14 protein-coding genes are annotated in these 17,424 nt (G+C 40.2%); 6 read left to right on the plus strand and 8 right to left on the minus strand.

Annotation, left to right across the window (positions count from 1 at the left end; genetic code table 11):
• The first annotated feature begins 6 nt into the window (after positions 1-6).
• Genes AC1M9M_RS10300 through AC1M9M_RS10315 form a run of 4 tightly spaced genes read left to right on the plus strand, consistent with a single transcriptional unit; the run spans position 7 to position 3,544 of the window.
• Positions 7-831: an acetyl-CoA carboxylase carboxyltransferase subunit alpha gene (locus tag AC1M9M_RS10300; RefSeq protein WP_092768357.1), complete on the plus strand. Its 825-nt coding sequence runs from the start codon at positions 7-9 to the stop codon at positions 829-831.
• On the plus strand, positions 768-2,120 hold the full coding sequence (tilS, locus tag AC1M9M_RS10305) for a tRNA lysidine(34) synthetase TilS (protein ID WP_481596271.1): 1,353 nt from the start codon (positions 768-770) through the stop codon (positions 2,118-2,120). The genes AC1M9M_RS10300 and tilS overlap by 64 nt, the downstream gene beginning before the upstream one ends.
• Positions 2,121-2,141: 21 nt before the next feature.
• Positions 2,142-2,972, plus strand: a complete 831-nt coding sequence (gene proC, locus AC1M9M_RS10310; protein ID WP_035268555.1) for a pyrroline-5-carboxylate reductase — start codon at positions 2,142-2,144, stop codon at positions 2,970-2,972.
• A 23-nt stretch (positions 2,973-2,995) separates the two neighbouring features.
• Positions 2,996-3,544: a YggT family protein gene (locus tag AC1M9M_RS10315; protein WP_481588726.1), complete on the plus strand. Its 549-nt coding sequence runs from the start codon at positions 2,996-2,998 to the stop codon at positions 3,542-3,544.
• Positions 3,545-3,622: 78 nt separating this feature from the next.
• Here the strand turns inward: AC1M9M_RS10315 and polA are convergent, their stop codons facing one another.
• Positions 3,623-6,382, minus strand: coding sequence for a DNA polymerase I (gene polA / locus AC1M9M_RS10320; RefSeq protein ID WP_481596272.1), 2,760 nt, complete (start codon positions 6,380-6,382; stop codon positions 3,623-3,625).
• 160 nt (positions 6,383-6,542) lie between these two features.
• Between polA and AC1M9M_RS10325 the strand changes: the two genes are divergently transcribed.
• The gene (locus AC1M9M_RS10325; RefSeq protein WP_481596273.1) at positions 6,543-9,254 is read left to right on the plus strand and encodes a DUF2339 domain-containing protein; all 2,712 of its coding nucleotides are present in this window, start codon (positions 6,543-6,545) and stop codon (positions 9,252-9,254) included.
• A 29-nt stretch (positions 9,255-9,283) separates the two neighbouring features.
• Here the strand turns inward: AC1M9M_RS10325 and AC1M9M_RS10330 are convergent, their stop codons facing one another.
• Together AC1M9M_RS10330 and AC1M9M_RS10335 are read right to left on the minus strand one after the other, a co-directional pair.
• Positions 9,284-10,201, minus strand: a complete 918-nt coding sequence (locus AC1M9M_RS10330) for a mechanosensitive ion channel family protein (RefSeq protein WP_035268545.1) — start codon at positions 10,199-10,201, stop codon at positions 9,284-9,286.
• Positions 10,202-10,210: 9 nt separating this feature from the next.
• The gene (locus AC1M9M_RS10335; protein WP_092768367.1) at positions 10,211-11,029 is read right to left on the minus strand and encodes a hypothetical protein; all 819 of its coding nucleotides are present in this window, start codon (positions 11,027-11,029) and stop codon (positions 10,211-10,213) included.
• Positions 11,030-11,129: 100 nt separating this feature from the next.
• Between AC1M9M_RS10335 and gspE the strand changes: the two genes are divergently transcribed.
• Positions 11,130-12,617, plus strand: coding sequence for a type II secretion system ATPase GspE (gene gspE, locus AC1M9M_RS10340; RefSeq protein WP_035268540.1), 1,488 nt, complete (start codon positions 11,130-11,132; stop codon positions 12,615-12,617).
• Between the two features lie 229 nt (positions 12,618-12,846).
• On the opposite strand, the gene AC1M9M_RS10345 is transcribed toward gspE, so the two are convergent.
• From AC1M9M_RS10345 to AC1M9M_RS10365, 5 genes are all read right to left on the minus strand, one after another.
• On the minus strand, positions 12,847-13,272 hold the full coding sequence (locus tag AC1M9M_RS10345; protein WP_481596274.1) for an organic hydroperoxide resistance protein: 426 nt from the start codon (positions 13,270-13,272) through the stop codon (positions 12,847-12,849).
• 108 nt (positions 13,273-13,380) lie between these two features.
• Positions 13,381-14,208, minus strand: a complete 828-nt coding sequence (locus AC1M9M_RS10350) for a carbon-nitrogen hydrolase family protein (RefSeq protein WP_481596275.1) — start codon at positions 14,206-14,208, stop codon at positions 13,381-13,383.
• 38 nt (positions 14,209-14,246) lie between these two features.
• Entirely contained in the window at positions 14,247-14,753 is a 507-nt protein-coding gene (gene gigB / locus AC1M9M_RS10355; protein ID WP_035268529.1) for an anti-anti-sigma factor GigB, read from the minus strand.
• 112 nt (positions 14,754-14,865) lie between these two features.
• Positions 14,866-15,834, minus strand: coding sequence for an RsbU family protein phosphatase GigA (gene gigA / locus AC1M9M_RS10360; protein ID WP_481596276.1), 969 nt, complete (start codon positions 15,832-15,834; stop codon positions 14,866-14,868).
• A gap of 117 nt (positions 15,835-15,951) precedes the next feature.
• Complete coding sequence (locus AC1M9M_RS10365) at positions 15,952-16,926, minus strand: MlaA family lipoprotein (protein ID WP_481596277.1); 975 nt, start codon at positions 16,924-16,926, stop codon at positions 15,952-15,954.
• Positions 16,927-17,424: the final 498 nt, after the last annotated feature.

Consider the following 17,424-nt stretch of genomic DNA (forward strand, 5'->3'; position numbering starts at 1 on the left):
CGACTTATGAAAAATAAAGCTGCTCAATCTAAAGCATGGAAAACGGTTCAAATTGCGCGTCATCCAGATCGCCCACAATTTTTAGATTATGTGAGCGAAATTTTTACAGAATTTGATGCACTTCATGGTGACCGTTTATATGGTGATGATGGTGCAATGGTTGGCGGTTTAGCACGTTTTAATGGTCAGGCTGTGATGGTGGTTGGTCAACATCGTGGTCGTAGTACACGTGAAAAGTTACAGCATAATTTTGGGATGAGTAATCCAGAAGGCTATCGCAAGTCTCAGCGTTTACTTAATATGGCTGAACGCTTTAATCTTCCAGTTTTCACATTTATTGACACCATGGGTGCATACCCTGGTGTAGGTGCTGAAGAGCGTGGACAAGCAGAAGCAATTGCTACGAGTCTAGCTCAACTCTCAAGTTTAAAAGTACCTGTCATCGCGACTGTTCTAGGCGAGGGTGGTTCTGGCGGCGCATTAGGCATTGGCGTTGCAGATCGTGTGATTATGCTCTCTCACAGTATTTACTCTGTGATTTCACCTGAAGGTTGTGCCTCAATTCTTTGGAAAACTGCTGAAAAAGCAGAGCAAGCGAGTGAAGCACTTGCACTCACTGCAGATAAACTGAAAGAACTTGGTATTGTTGAGTATGTTGTAGATGAAGGTGAGGGTGCTCATCTTCAGCCAGACGTAGTCATGGATAAATTAAAACATGTGTTACAAGCTGCACTTGATGAGCTTGTTCCAATGGATGCAAATGCAAGATGCGAAGCACGTTACCAACGTTTAATGAAGTTTGGCAGCGACAATTCAGGTCTAGCTTCTTAAAACAAATTGCCAAATTTGGTGATGAACACACGTTCTTAGTGGGATGTAGTGGCGGCATGGATTCCATGCTGTTGCTGTATCTCATGTCTCAATTAATTCCCCAAAAAATCCGTGCAATTAACATTAACCACCAGTTGCAATCTGCAAATCAGGAATGGGCTGAATTCGTCCATCAATTTTGTATAGCAGCGCACATCCCTGTGGTTCTCGAGACAGTTCAAGTTGCTGAAGGGAATTTGGAACAGCAAGCTCGAGCAGCACGTTATCAGGCTTTTAAACATCATTTATCCGACACAGATATTTTAGTACTGGCACATCATCAGCAGGATCAAGCTGAGACCGTATTATTACGTTTGTTCTCTGGTGCTGGAATACAGGGGTTGTCCGCGATGAAATTATTAGATTCACGTGAAGACATCATTATTTGGCGACCACTATTGAATCTAAGTCGTGAGCAGATTTGCCAATGGGTAGAACAACTCAAATTGCCCTACGTGGATGACCCGACCAATTTTGATACGCATTATGATCGAGCTTGGTGCCGTCATGAGCTTTGGAATATTTTGCAAAGCCGATTCCCAAAAATGCAACAGGCGATTGTGAGAACTAGTGTGCTGATGCAAGATGCGGATGAAATTTTGCAAGAGGTTTTACAGCAAGATTTGGCGTTCTGTGGCGATGATGATCATCTAGATTTACGACAACTCAATCAATTAAGTTTAGCAAGAAGAAGACAACTTTTATCCAATTGGATGAAAGGTAAGGATCAATACCGTCCTGCATTTGAGATGGTAGAGCGGTTGACTGAAGAAGTTATTTTGGCGAAACCTGATGCACAAGCAGCATTGCATTGGAATGGACAATATTATGTTCGTTTCCAAAACATCTTATATCGAGTTGCTAAGGATGAATACTTAGCAGAATCGAATACAACTGATTCAGAAATAAAATTTGAAATCCAGCAAGTTGTAAATTTAGCTTCGGGTCAATTTAAGATCTGCCAACATCAGGAAGAGTATGGTCTGCGTACAAAACTTTTAAATCAGCCTTTGACATTGCATTATCGTCAAGGTGGGGAAAAAGTCCATTTGCATGGACGTGTGGGGAAATGGCCATTAAAAAAAGCAATTCAAGAGGCACAAATTTTTCCATGGAAGCGTCATACTATTCAAATTTTAAGCTTAGATAATGTTATGCTTGGTGTTTTCACGCCAAAAGGGTTTTGGCTGGCTGAATCAGAGTATTGTGAAGTCGGTGGTTGGCAGCCAAAGTTAGTTTCATCGCTATAAAATCAAGGTTGAGAGTCGTTCATGAGTGTTGCGTTAAACTGTAATATTTGTTTCATTGGTGGTGGTAATATGGCTCAAGCCCTAATTGGAGGGTTGATTAGTCGTGGTTTACCAACAACGCGTATTACAGTTTCCGATCCTGTAGAACGTGTGAGAGAGTTATTAAAAGAAAAAGAAATTCAAGTTACAGACAATAATGAAGACGCGATCCAAAATGCTGATGTTGTTGTTCTGGCGGTGAAACCACAAGTACTGGCACAAGTTCTTAAACCGTTAAAAGATAAATTTGAGAATAAGTTAATTGTTTCGATTGTAGCAGGAGCTGAAATTGCAACGATTGCTGCATTAACGGGGACGGAGTTTATCGTTCGTGTCATGCCTAATACACCTGCATTGGTTCAAACAGGTGCCCATGGTTTATATGCTCATGACGTTGTTGACCAAGCAAAGCGTGAATTGGCAAGTCAGATTTTAGCTGCAACAGGCTTAACACTTTGGGTAAACTCAGAAGAGCAAATTGATGCAGTAACTGCGGTATCGGGGTCAGGTCCAGCGTACTTTTTCTATATGATGGAAAGTATGATTCGTGCTGGGAAAAATTTAGGCTTGGATGAGAAAACTGCAACAGCATTAACGCTACAAACAGCTCTCGGTGCTGCACAAATGGCGATCACCAGTTCTAATACGCCATCTGAACTGCGTAGAAATGTGACATCACCAAATGGTACAACTCAAGCGGCCTTGGAAGTTTTTGATCGAGCGCAAATTTCACAGAATATTCAAGCTGCTCTTGCGGCTGCAAAAAAACGCAGTCAGGAGCTCGCTCAGGAATTAAGTGATAGTTCTAAATAATTAAATTTTAGGAAAATTGAAGTATGGGTGCGAACTCTGCGCTATTTTTTGACATTATCATTAATGTTGCGATTTTATTGGTATTTTTCCGTTTTTTAATGCAATTGGCGGCAGTCAGTCCATATAACCCTGTTGTGCTATCGACAGTGAAAGCAACTAAAATTGTAGATGTGTTTGGACGAATCTTGCCAACTGTGGCACAGGGGCGTGTAAATCTAGCAGCTTTAGTGCTGATCGTGTTGTTGTATTTTCTTAAGGTATTTGGCTATAAATATTTAAATGCCTTACCAACAGGCGATGTATTGTACTTTATTGGTTCAACAGTACTTTCAATGTTGCAGGCATTAATTTCGATTCTTAAATATTTACTGTTCGCTTACATCATATGTAGTTGGATTTTGATGTTTTCACAAACACGTTCACCTTATATTGAAGTGATTCAAGAATTAGCTGAACCGATGTTGGCACCATTCCGTAAAGTAATGCCAAATTTAGGGATGATTGATCTATCTCCAATCCTTGCATTCTTTACACTTTATATTGCTGAAATCATGTTGAAATCAATTGGTTAAATCTAGATTACGGATTTTAACAATTTTATAAAAAAGGACTCAAATGAGTCCTTTTTTACAATTTAAGAATCTTAGAAATTAGTGCGCTTCGCCCCAGTTTTTCCCTTTGCCGACTTCAACAACAAGTGGCACAGAGAGTTGAACAACACCTTGCATTGCATCTGCGATTTTAATAGCGATCTCGTCAGCGATCGCTTCATCTACCTCAAACACTAATTCATCGTGAACTTGCAATAATAATTTGGCCTGATCTTTAGGTAAAATTTTATCTACTTCGATCATTGCCATTTTGATAATCTCCGCAGCAGAACCTTGAAGAGGCGCATTAATTGCAGCGCGTTCAGCTGCCTTTCGAATCATCATATTGCGCGCATCGATATCTGGGGTGTATAAGCGTCGCCCTGTAATGGTTTCAACAAAGCCTTGTTCTAATGCGACTTGTCGTGTGCGTTGCATATATTCATAAATGCCAGGATAGCGATGGAAATATTGTTTAATGTAATTTTGAGATTCTTCGCGTGTGAATCCCAACTGACGTGTTAAACCAAACTCAGACATGCCATAAAGTAATCCAAAGTTGACTGCCTTGGCTTGGCGACGTTGATCATTGGTTACATCATCCAAAGCAATATTTAATACTTCTGCTGCAGTACGGCGATGAACATCTTGGCCGTGATTAAACGCGTCAACTAAAGCCTCATCTTGTGAAAAATGTGCCATAAGACGTAGTTCAATTTGTGAGTAATCGGCAGCAAGTAAAACCCGACCTTCAGGTGCAACAAAAGCTTTTCGGATTTGACGACCGATCTCTTCGCGAATTGGAATATTTTGAAGATTAGGATCAGTAGAAGATAATCGTCCAGTTGCGGTTAAAGCTTGATGGTAGCTGGTATGAACACGATGACTTTCGTTATTGGCTTGTTTGATTAAACCGTCAGTATAGGTGCTTTTTAATTTAGACAAGCCACGATATTCTAAAATAAGTGCAGCGATCGGGTGATCAATTTTCTCAAGAATGCTTTCGCTAGTACTGTATTGACCTGTTGAAGTTTTCTTACCACCTTTTAAACCTAACTTATCAAAAAGAATATCACCCACCTGCTTAGGTGAGCTGACATTAAAAGGTTGACCAGCGATTTCGATAATCTGATTTTCTAACTCTAGAATTGTATTAGAAAATTCTTGACCCAATTGATCGAGGAAACTCAAATCGAGCTGAATTCCATTTTCTTCCATCGTCGTCAGAACTGCAGCTGTCGGCATTTCGATTTGATGAAGAATATTGAGAAGCTCTGGGATTTCTTTAAGCTTACGCTCCAATACCTCATACAAACGATAGGTTACATGGGCATCTTCAGCGGCATAATGAGCTGCTGTTTCGATTTCAATTTGATTAAAGGTTTTTTGTTTAGCACCTTTGCCCGCCACTTGTTCGTAAGTGGTGGTTAAGTGGCTAAGATAAACGCGCGCAACGTCATCCATACCATGGCGCGTCGCCACAGCATTGAGCACGTACGAGGCAAGCATGGTGTCAAAGTACCAGCCTTGTAAATGAATTCCATGATTTTCGAGAATATGAGCATCATATTTTAAATGATGACCAATCTTCTCAATCTCAGCATTTTCTAAAATTGGTTTAATTTGCGCAAGAATAGCGTCGCGATCCAATTGCTCTGGAGCACCTTCATAATCGTGAGCAAGCGGAACGTAATATGCATCTTGGGCATCAAATGCCACAGAGAAGCCTACCATCTCTGCAACACGATAATCTAAACTTGTGGTTTCAGTATCGAAAGCAAAGCGTTTCTCAGTAGTCAATCTTTGAAAGAGTTTTTCCCAATCCGCTGGTGTTAAAACGGTATGGTAAGTTGCCTCGCCAAGCTGATCATCTACACTAGTTTGAACCGCTTGGTCTTCGATTTTCGATGTTGCAGTACTCGGTTTTGCGATAACTTGACTTGATTGTTTATACGCAGCACTATTTGGATTGTTGGGATGATCTAGAGACTGAAGTTGATTTCTAAACTCAAGTTCGGTGTAAAGCTGACGTAACTCTGCAACATTTGGATCTCGGAGTTTAAGATCATCGTAGGTCAGATTCATGTCTAAGTCACAAACAATACTTGCTAGCTGATGATCTAGCGCAATACCATCTGCATTGTCTTTAATATTTTGGCCTACTTTGCCTTTAATTTTATCGACATTTTCAAGAATTCCGCCTATTGAACCATATTCATTCAGCAGTTTAGCCGCAGTCTTTGCCCCGATACCAGGAACGCCCATGATGCCGTCAGAGGCATCTCCCATGAGGGTTAAATAATCAATAATTTGGTTCGGCCAAACACCAAACTTTTCAAAAACGCCATTCACATCCATGGGCTTGTCTTTAAAACTGTCTTCAAGTGTCACTTTGTCCGTGACCAATTGAGCCATGTCTTTATCGCCTGTGGAAATCAAGACTTGATAGCCTTCTTTTTCTGCACGTTTTGCCAGCGTACCGATGATATCATCGGCTTCCGCACCAGGTATGGCATGGAGTGGGATACCTAAAGCACGAATTAAATTATGTAAATACGGAATTTGTTGAGCGAGTTCGTCAGGCATGCTCGGTCGATCCCCTTTATATATTGGGGAAAGTTGATGACGGAAAGTTGGTTCAGGTGTGTCAAAAATGACAGCCATGTGTGTAGGTTGAACACGACGCATTAATTTTTGGATAGCAGAAATAGCTCCGCGAATTGCGTTGGTTTGTAAACCTGTTGACGTCGTTAGCGGTGGTAGTGCGTGATAAGCACGAAATAAAAAATATGACCCATCGACCAAGACAAATGGTGGCATTGAAACGTTCCTAATCCAATTAACTTTTTTATTGTACGTGATTTTCAGCAGTTGCGCTGATACAAGATTTGCAATCAAGTGTACAGAATATGCGATGAAAAACGCAAAATGCCAATTCTTGCTGAGGTATCATCAATCTAGTTAAAAAGGAATGATGTGTATGCTGAAGCAACATAGTGAAATAAAAATGATTTGGTTGATGCTACTCATCATAGTAGCGATCAGTGCTTGGGTTCTAGCGTTGCCGATCATTACGTTTTTATGTGTTGCTGCATTGATCATAAGTGTTATGCAATATGCCCATCATGTTGAAAAACCGCTTACCAACATTGAGCAACAGACTCATTATTCGAAGCAGAATACATCACGATTGCCCTTATATATTTCGTCATTTCTTGCACTAATTGGCAGCTTGTTCGATTGGACATGGTTGGTTGGATTAGGTTTAACACTCTGGATTTATTTTTTTCTAAACTGGTTGCGCCAACTTGAGGGACGATTAATTCAAATCGGTGCTTTGCAGGAAAAGCTAATAAAACTAGATCGAGACGATCAGACCAGCACCACAAGTATTTTACAAGATTCAGAGGGAATCCAGACAAATCAGCAGCATGATTTGGGTTTTTGGATGCAAATCAGACGATGGATCTTTCATGGGAATCCTGTTCTCAAAGTTGCGATTACCGTCCTAGTGATTGGGGTCGTCTTATTATTGAGATATATGGTTGAACATTGGACCTTAAGTCTTTCAATCAAACTTTTGGCTGTTGCTGTCATCGCCGTCATATGTGTTGCCTTTGGTTATCATATACAGAAAAAAAACCGCGGCTTTGGTCTTGCTTTACAAGGACTGGGTTTTGCGGGATTGTTATTAAGTATTCTATTTGCTTATCACTATGATCTGTTAAATCTCATTAATACGATTACGCTTTACAGCTTGAGCATGCTGTCGTTGGTCATGCTGATTTTAAAACAGCGGTCAGTGGAGCTTTCCCTGATGGGAGTTTTGGTTGCTTATATTGCACCGTTCACATTACCTCATGCAGATTTTTCCTCAGCTCAATTACTGTCTTATTATCTAGCGGTCAATTGTGTTGTAGGTGTAATTTGTACATTACATCCATGGAAAATACTCACTCAAATAGCGTTGCTGCTCATTATTGTTATCGGTGGTGGTTATGCCTTTTTGAATGGCGGTGTTGCAGAGAGATTCGTTTTATCCTGTCTAGTTATTGCACATGCGAGTGTATTTATTTGGTTGGGTTTCAGATTTAACCAGCTCGCTACACATCAAAATCAAGCTCATTTAGGTCAGCGTATTATTGACTCCGCATTGATGTATGTCAGTCCCTTGGTCGCATATGCATTTTTACATCTCATGTATTTAGATCAAACATCGGTTCAAATTGCCTTGTGTTTGGGTTTTGCATTGACTCACTTTGCGATTTTTAAAGTTGTGCAGCATGCGAAATTTGATACGGCGATTAAACAAAATTATTTAATGTTAGGTTTTATTTTTCTAAGTTTTGTCCCGCCGATCTTGATCCCACAAGTATGGAGTGTGATCGGGTGGATTTTTGAAGGACTGCTTATTTTAATGTGGGGTTTGCATCGTGAGTTTAGGGTAGGGCGAACATTAGGTTATGCGTTGTTAACAGTTGGATTATTTTCGTATTTATACTATTTGATCGAGTTAGCATCAATTCCAAATATCATCCCATGGTTACTAGGTCTAAGTTATATCCTTGCGATTGTGGTCTCCAATGTTGTCATGCGTTATCAAAAACAGCTGACACTGTCAGATAAAATTTTCCTGTCTATTTTTTCTTTTTTTGCGAGTCTTTTACTGCTTTATCAAGGTGTGGAAAGTTTTAGTGAACCGATGAGATTAATCTACACACTTGCATTCACAACTGCGATTTATTTTGCTGCTAATTTAGTCTTACAACCGCGCCAAGTAGTCTCATGGTCATGGTTATTACCAAAATGGTTGGGGCTGATTCCTATTGTAGTGTTCGCAGTTATTATGCTGATCGATCAATACACTCAAGGAGTCATCGTCTGGCAGTCATTTGGTGAGCAAGGCTTGTTTATCTTGGTTTGCTTGGGCCTGAGCTATCTGTGGTTAAAACCAATTTCAAATGCTCAGTACGAAAATGAATGGATCGCCTTTGGTGGACTCGCTTCTTTAGCTTGTGCCAGTGTGGGTGTAGTTTCAATGTCACCTATGATGGGAGCTGTCCTTTTACCGTTGATACTTTATGGCTATAGTATTTCTAAAACAACAGACTTGAATAAGCTTTGGTTAACTAAGACTAGCCTCATTTTATTGTTGTGCTGGATTGTCAGCTCACAAATTTGGGTGGTAGAACCCTTTTGGAAATATTTTATCCCAATCTTAAACCCTATTGATTTCGTCAGTCTGACTGGTTTGTGGGTGCTTATTCAGGTGCTTCGCAGTCAAATCAGAATGGGGCTAGAGCGAACACTTGGCGCATTCTTGATCTTACTCGCTGTGCTATGGGTAAGTAGTTATGTACTTCTTAGAGCCTTACATTTTTATTTTGCTACACCTTATAACCAGTGGATCATTTGGCAAGATTCTGCAGTGCAATTGGCGTTGACATTATTGTGGGTGGTCATGGCATTCATTGTGATGAAATATGCCGCTATCATCCATAATCGAGTGGTATGGATGTTTGGTGCAAGTATTTTGGCGATCGTGACTTTTAAGTTGGTGTTGTTAGATTTATCCCATATCGGCACTCTAAGTCGAGTTTTATCATTTTTAGGCGCGGGAGGATTAATGTTGATTATTGCGTACATCGCTCCAGCGCCAGAGCAAAAACGAGTAGAAGAGACTAATGCTTGATCCTGAGATCAAGCATTAACCTTAATTCATTATAATTTAGGCTCTCTTTTGATTTCCTTAGCATTGGCGTATTGGTCTATTTCCTCATCTGTTAACGAGGGTTGTGGAGGGCGATCAACAAAACCCATTTTAGGTACAGGAATTTCAATATGGTGATCAACAAAACCGTTTCGAATCCGCTCTTGCATTTCATCACGCACTTTTAAAAAGTTTTCCTGTTGGCACCAAATGGCGAATAACAATTCGATTGAAGATTCACGGAATGCGGTTACCGTTACAGCAGGTTTGGGATCTGCTAACACCAAAGGATAGCTGTTTGCCACTTTTAATAAAACTTCTCGTACTTTAATGATGTCTTCATGAAAGTTGATTGCAAGTGTAATGGGGATGCGCCGGATCGGGAATTTAGAAAGGTTGTGTACGGGAGCACGAATTAATTGCTCATTAGGTAAACGGACATAGACATTATCTTGAGTCAGTAATTTCACAGACAGTAAATCAATGGAGATCACTTCGCCTTCGATGGTATGTCCACGAATTAACGTAATTTGAATGGTGTCACCAATTTCAAAAGAACCTTCACCAATCAAGAATAAACCGCTAATCAAGTTCGTCGCAGAGGTTTGGGAGGCAAAACCCAGCGCTACGGTCAAGATACCAGCAGCACCTAGAAATACACTTAATTTAAAACCTGCTTCTTTTAAACTCGCCATCACAAAGATGAGGAAAATAAAATAAAAAATACCGCGCCGCCATACCAAACGCTGATGAGCATTAAATTTGGCGCCGATCGTTCTCACAAAAGTATTGGAAACGACTCGAGCAAAAAGGAATCCAATAAAGCAAAGCACAATCGCAATAATAATTTCAGTTAAGCGATCCGTATTGATATTGGTAAATATACTTTTGAGGCTATCAGCAATGGTGCCGGTAAGACTATCTGCCATATGCCCCCCTTAGAAGAATGAATCAAACATGTTAAATAAAGTACTACCTGGGGCACGTGCTGGATTGACATAAATTACATCACCAGCCAATGGTGGGGTGCGATTTTCAATACGAATACGTGCTGGTCGATCCATCCCTTCGTGAATGACTTTAATTTGTGACGTCCATAATCGCTCTGTACTTTCACTATAAAACAAAGGTAGGGCAGGAACAGGTACATTCATTCGATCGAAACGGAGTTGATGTCCACTGACATTGTGAAAGTCAATTGGAGTGACTGCACGAAATGCACGTGGACGAAGTTGTTTGAGTTCTGTTCGACCATCAACTGAAGTGGCGTAACACATTTCACCACTGCGTTGATCAGGTCCGAACCATGTATCTTTAGGCATAATGACCGGTATATCGAATAATGGGGTCTTTTGACTTTCGACATAACCTGAAAGCCACAGAGGGGTACTAATATAAAGCGTGCCACGTTGACCAGCTGGAATGTATATTGGGTCTACAGGACGGATCACCACAGATCGATCTGCAAGACGTGGTATCAATTGAATTTTAGGGTGAGTTTCCCTGAACATGTAACGTTCAACATGTACTGGACGAGGAAATGAAAAATGGGGGTCATCCATTTCCTGCCACTTTTGTTCGTAGTCGTATTGAATTTGAGGACGGTAGTACTCCATGCGCCATTCTTGTAAGCCACGAGTGAGTCGAAAGAGCAATGAACCAAATTGCCAAGCACGCACTTGATTGAGTTCAAAATGCTGCTCACCCCACCATCTTAAAGTCGAAGGGTTTTGCTCAAGTTTCTGATCTAGAGACAATAGGGAATATCCTTAAGTAAATTCATTAAAAAAACTGTCTTCACGCTGTCAAATGCTTAGAGTACACTCGAGGTAATTTTAATCATGATTATCATCCCTTATGCAAGTACTTAAACAAATACAAATACCGTATAGTTTTGCAAAAAAGCATGGCGTTTTGTTGCGTTATGAAGGGGATCAAGTTTTTATTGTCCGTCGTCAAGATACTGCTTTGGTTGCTTTGCAAGAAGCACGCCGTTACGTGGGGCGTACAGCCCAATATCAATTGGCGACTGAACAAGATTTTAGTCAGTTACTCAGTTCAAGTTATGCTGGCGAGACAGGCGAGTCTCAGCAAGTGGCTGCTGGTTTAGAAGATCATCCTGACTTGTTAAGTTTAGCCGATCAAGTACCTGAAGCAGAAGATCTGATGGATCAGGAAGACGATGCTCCGATTGTTAGATTGATTAACGCATTATTGTCCGAAGCCATTCGAGTGAGTGCATCAGATATACATATTGAAGCTTTTGAAAAAAAGTTATCGGTTCGTTTACGTGTTGATGGGCAACTTCGAGAAATCGTGCAACCACGTCGTGAACTTGCCCCATTGTTAGTTTCACGTATTAAAGTAATGGCAAAACTTGATATTGCTGAAAAGCGAATTCCTCAGGATGGTCGTATCTCTTTACGACTGGCAGGTCGTGAGGTGGATGTCCGTGTTTCGACTTTACCCTCTTCACATGGTGAGCGCGTAGTAATGCGTCTTTTAGACAAGCAAGCAGGTCGTTTAAATATGACCCATTTGGGTCTGATGAAAGATGATTACGAGCGATTAACCCAATTAGTGCATCGTCCTCACGGTATCATTCTCGTGACCGGACCGACAGGTTCTGGTAAAACTACGACACTTTATGCTGCACTCTCGGATTTAAATGACGGATCTAAGAATATTTTGACCGCGGAAGATCCAATTGAATATCAACTTGAAGGTATTGGACAAACTCAGGTTAACACTAAAGTGGATATGACATTTGCGCGTGCATTGAAAGCGATGCTTCGTCAAGATCCAGATGTGGTGATGGTGGGGGAGATCCGAGATTTAGAAACTGCAGAAATTGCTGTGCAAGCATCCTTGACGGGTCACTTGGTATTGTCGACGTTGCATACCAATACTGCGATTGGTGCAGTGACGCGTTTAAAAGACATGGGAATTGAGCCATTTCTTCTGTCGAGTTCTTTAATTGGTGTGATTGCGCAACGATTGGTTCGTACTTTGTGTTCGCACTGTCATAGTTGGCGTGCCGCGGATGACTTTGAAAAAGAAATTTTTAAGAATGTCCATGATGGTACTGCGCTCAATCTGCCTCAACCAGAGGGGTGTGAACATTGTGCGCATACAGGTTTTAGTGGTCGTACCGCCATTTATGAAATCGTCCCTGTTGATGATGGAATGCGCCGTCTGATTCACGGGAATGCTGCAGAGTTTGAAGTTGAAAACTATGCTCGCCAGCAGTCAGGTTCGATACGTGATGATGGATTACGAAAGGTGCTTGAAGGTAAGAGTACATTAGAGGAAGTACTTCGAGTAACAAACGAAGCGGCGGAGTGATTCAGAGATTATTTAATAATTCTCGATAAAACGAAGAAGCACTGATTTGAAATTAAGCCCGAAAGCTGAGGATTCAACAAAAGAGCCCAATCGGAGATGAAAAGGGCTTTTTTTATATGGTTAAATAACTGATTTTAAATGGGTTCTAACATGAACTTAACCTACAACGCTAAAAAAGCTGAGATGCAATATGCATATCAGCGTGATTTTTAGGATTGAAACAACTGGATCAAACAATCACATTCAAGGTCACATCAATATTGCCACGTGTTGCATTTGAATATGGACAAACGATATGAGCAGCATCTACTAGCTTTTGAGCTTGCTCTTTATCCAAGCCTTCCAGATGAATATTTAAAGTGGTTGCTATTCCAAAACCAGTTGGAATAGGACCAATACTCACTTCACCTTCAATATAAGCATCTGGTGTGATTTTCAATTTATCGCGGTTGGCAACAAATTTCATCGCACCTAAGAAACATGCAGAATAACCAGCAGCAAATAATTGCTCTGGATTTGTTCCACCACCGGGACCACCCATTTCTTTTGGTACAGCGAGCTGAACATCTAAAATTTGATCTGATGATGTAGCACGACCATCACGCCCACCAGTAGCTTTTGCATGTGCGGTATAAACAACTTTTTCTAATGACATGATTCCTTCCAGATAGAGTATAGGTGAATATCTATACTCTCTGATTTAAAAGGAATGATAAGCGGTAATTTTGTAAAGCTTGGTATTCAATTTTTATGTGCGAGCAGGTCAAAGCTGAATAAGTTTACGATGCTGAATTAATGGCATCGATTCTCTAATTTTTTTCTGTTCATCGATGTCAAAAGGAACTGTAATCATTTGAGCACCTTCTTTAGAGATGATATCTAACAATTGACCACGAGAATTCGCAGCACCAGAGTGACCCCAGGTTTGTCTTTTTTCACCGTGCCACCCTTGTTGAGCTGAGCCTAAAACTTGGCATTGACTATCCATGGCACGAGCTTGTAAAAGTAATTGCCAGTGCATTTGACCTGTCGTGTAAGTAAAAGCAGAAGGTGCTGTTAAAATATTTGCGCCTTGTGCGCGCAGCTTTAAAGCAAGTTCAGGAAAACGAAGGTCATAGCAGACCATTAAACCAATATTGCCAAATGGAGTTTTAGCAATGACGGTTTGATCACCTGGTTCAAAAAACTTAGATTCTTGATATCCACCTACCGCATCACCGACTTGAACATCGAATAAATGAATCTTGTCATAACGTGCTTCTGTCTTTTCAGGGCTAATACAAAGACTGGTTGTTCTGACACGACCATCTGGCACAATGGTGCCGTCTGGGCGAAAAGGACAGGGGAGTGTCCCAGCAACAATCCACATTTGATATTGATGAGCAAGTTGTTCTAAACGAGATTGTATTTCTTCAAATCGTTCAGCAGTCTCACGCTGTTTGCCTGCCGCAAAACAAACGAAATTCTCCGGGAAAACGATCAAGGAGGCCCCTTGATTCTTACTTTTTGCTAACAATGATTCAATGACTTGAAAGTTATTTTCAATATCATTTTGGGAGTTCATTTGGGTGACAGAAAGTAAGGTTGTCATGAGGTTCTCCTTAAGCGCTCAGTATGCTTAAGAGAATATCAGATGCTGTGATCGATGGTATCTTGTTGTTGTTCTAATTGCTTAACCAAAGGCTCGAACATATTTTGGTTATCAGCATTTAATTTCATTAATGTACGATGAGCATCTAATACAGTTGAAAGCATTGCATTATGTGTGATGTGTTCGTCCAATAAAGCGCGCGTGCACACATTCGGATCTCCGCAATAGTTTAAAATTACGAAAACCTGACCAAGACCCATACTGTTCGCAAGTGTAGTGATATCTGGGTTAGTAGATAACATAACAGCTTGAACTTGATGCACTTGTTTGAGCTTTAATCCTAGTTTTGCGAGGATTCCAAGCACAGTACTGTCTATGAATGTAGTTTGGGTTAAATCAACAATTGCGCCTACGACGTTTTGTTGTTGTTCAATCCGAGATAATAATTTATCAAGGCTTATACAAGATTGAGCGCGCACTTCTCCAATGAGTTTGAAAATGTGCGTACCATCCAAGCTTGCATATTCAACATGACCTGTTGACATATAAATGCCATTTGCAGAAAGGATGCTAAAATTATCACATAGCGCAAGTCGATACTCAAGTAGTCTTCAGTCGTAGATCGATTTATAAACAGCTACACTATTGATTATTAACTTAATTTAGGCGTTGGAAGCTGAGTATTGCAATATCATCTGCAACATGTTCAGGAACTTCGAATGATTGATTTTGCAAGTGATAGACCAATTGTTTGAATTGTTCATTCAATCCACCATCAAAAGGTTCAAGTGCACCATCTGAGCAAATAATAAAACGAGCTCCACGATTCAACGTACATTCAAACTCTTCAATTTCGAGATCTTCAGTAAGACCTAAGGGAAAGCTGCTGGTGTTGAGGATGCGAGCATCCTGATTAGGTTCAAAGATAATTGCTGGAGGGTAATGCCCTGCGCTTGACCACTTAAGCTGGTGGGTCTCTAGATTCAATGTGCCTGCAATCATTGTAATATGTTTTTCGATGTTCTCTTGTAAAAGCATGCCATTAAGTTTTTTGAGGAGTTCTCGTGGGGTTTTCGATCTACCGTGAAATGCAGCCATCCAAGAGGTAAGAAGTGAGCTTGTTACACCATGTCCAGAAACATCCGCGAGATAAAATAAGATTTCACGATCACTGAGTTTCCAATAATCATACCAATCACCAGATAAGTAAGCTGACGGTTGAAATAAAGTCTCGACTTTATAATTAAGTAGGTCGATTGGGTTGGGTAATAGTTTTTTTTGTAATTCGGCTGCGGAGGGCAGGTCGCGGCTGTCCTGATTACGTTTGTATTTTGCTTCAATTTTAGCAATCGATTTTGCGAGGTCTTTTGGAAGACGATCCCAAATCCAGCCAGCGAGTGCACCAAGTTCCCATGCTTGCGAGAGTTGAAGTCCCTCATCTGCATGACCTATCACGATCGTAGGGAGGGTCCATTTATATTGCAGAAAATCATTAACATCACTAATGGCAATGATGGTTGAATCGTAAAGATGAAGATCATCTATATGAATCATTTGTAAACTCGGCAGAGCCTCTAGAACGCTATCTAGAAGATGGATGTCACGAGTGGGTTGAATGAAATACATAGATGAAAGAATCAATCCTAAATGCTTTATTTATAAAACTATCTTAGACGAACTTATATCGAACGCCAAGTTAAAGTCTAAAAACAGAAGATTTAGACTTTAACTTGCATATGGTTTCTATTCGGATTCCATAGACTCATCCATGAAGGATTCATCATCTGAAAAATCATCTTCAATAAATAGTCCAGAACCCGTTTCTAAACCGCGTTTTTCAGCAATAACATAGTTTTTTCGTTGTAAGTAGGCATCACGCATTGCTGCATACTTGTCACCTTGCAAGACTTGTTCAATCTCTAAAAGTTGAGCACGTGTATCTAATGCGCTAAGTGCCCAGTCACTATAATAGATGCGATCATGACCATCGAGTAAATATTTTTGAGGGCGTGCCTGACTATCCACTACGCGACCAACAGTATCACGGAGGGTACTTGGTCCCATAAAAGGAAGAACGAGGTAAGGACCAGAAGGGACACCGTAATAGCCTAGAGTAGTTCCAAAATCCTCATCTTCCATTGGGAGAGATAAGCGACGTGCAGGATCAGCGAAACCAAGCGTTGTAATTGTATTTAATGTAAAACGACCAAACGTTTGTGCGGCACGTTTAAAGCGACCTTGAGCAACCTGATTTACAGCATTCCATGGCTCACCCAAATTGTCTCGGAAGCCACGTACTGAATCTCTAACTTGTTCTGGAACTTTATCAGCGTACTGCACGGCTATGGGGCGCAAGACATTTTGATCGACAACATCATTAAATGCGTAGATTTGTCTGTTTAAAGGTTGAAGTGGATCTTTTTCATTTTCAGGTAATGCTGCTGTTGCATTGACTTTGAAATTAACAATTTTTAAATTTTTTAAATCTTTGATAGATCCATTGGTGTTAACTGAATTTTCTAAAGCTGGTTGTGAAGCCTTAGCAATATCGTTGTTTAAAGGTTGGTTATTATCATTTGAGGTAGACAACTTATCAGATGTTGATAATGCAGTATCGTCAGCAATTTTATTGCCTGCAATCTCAGGTTGTTTGGCGTAAGCGGGTGCTGCTAAACCAATACTTAACATACTGACCCAAATAAGTTGAGAGTACTGCATAAAAACATCCTAGAATAAAAGCTGAATATTAGTCTTATTAAATAAATAGTAAGTACGAACAGAATAACGCCATTATAGCGAGAGTTGAAAGCAGTTTACTAAAGTATATTTGCACAAAAAATGTGAATTAACCGTGAAAAAAGAGTGATTTTGTAGAAAATATAATCACTTGTTAAGAAAATATAATTAAATTTTAAAAAAGAGGTTGCATTGGATATGAAATACTGTAGAATGCACATCCATCGGCGGTGATGTTGATTAAAACTTGTTGAAAAACAAGGATTTAGCTGAATAGGTTGGATCTAAGTTTTGAGAATGAGTTAGAAAATAAATTAACATTTCTAGTTGACTTTCTGAAAAGAAAGGGTAATATAGCCGACCTAGCTTGATGCTGACGAAGCATTAAGAAGATCATTAAGAGATTATGAAGAACAACTTGTGTGGATTTTTACTGGTTGATTGATCGATATATATTATCATTGATAATTGGTAGAAATT

It is taken from the genome of Acinetobacter sp. ANC_7503, assembly GCF_056780035.1.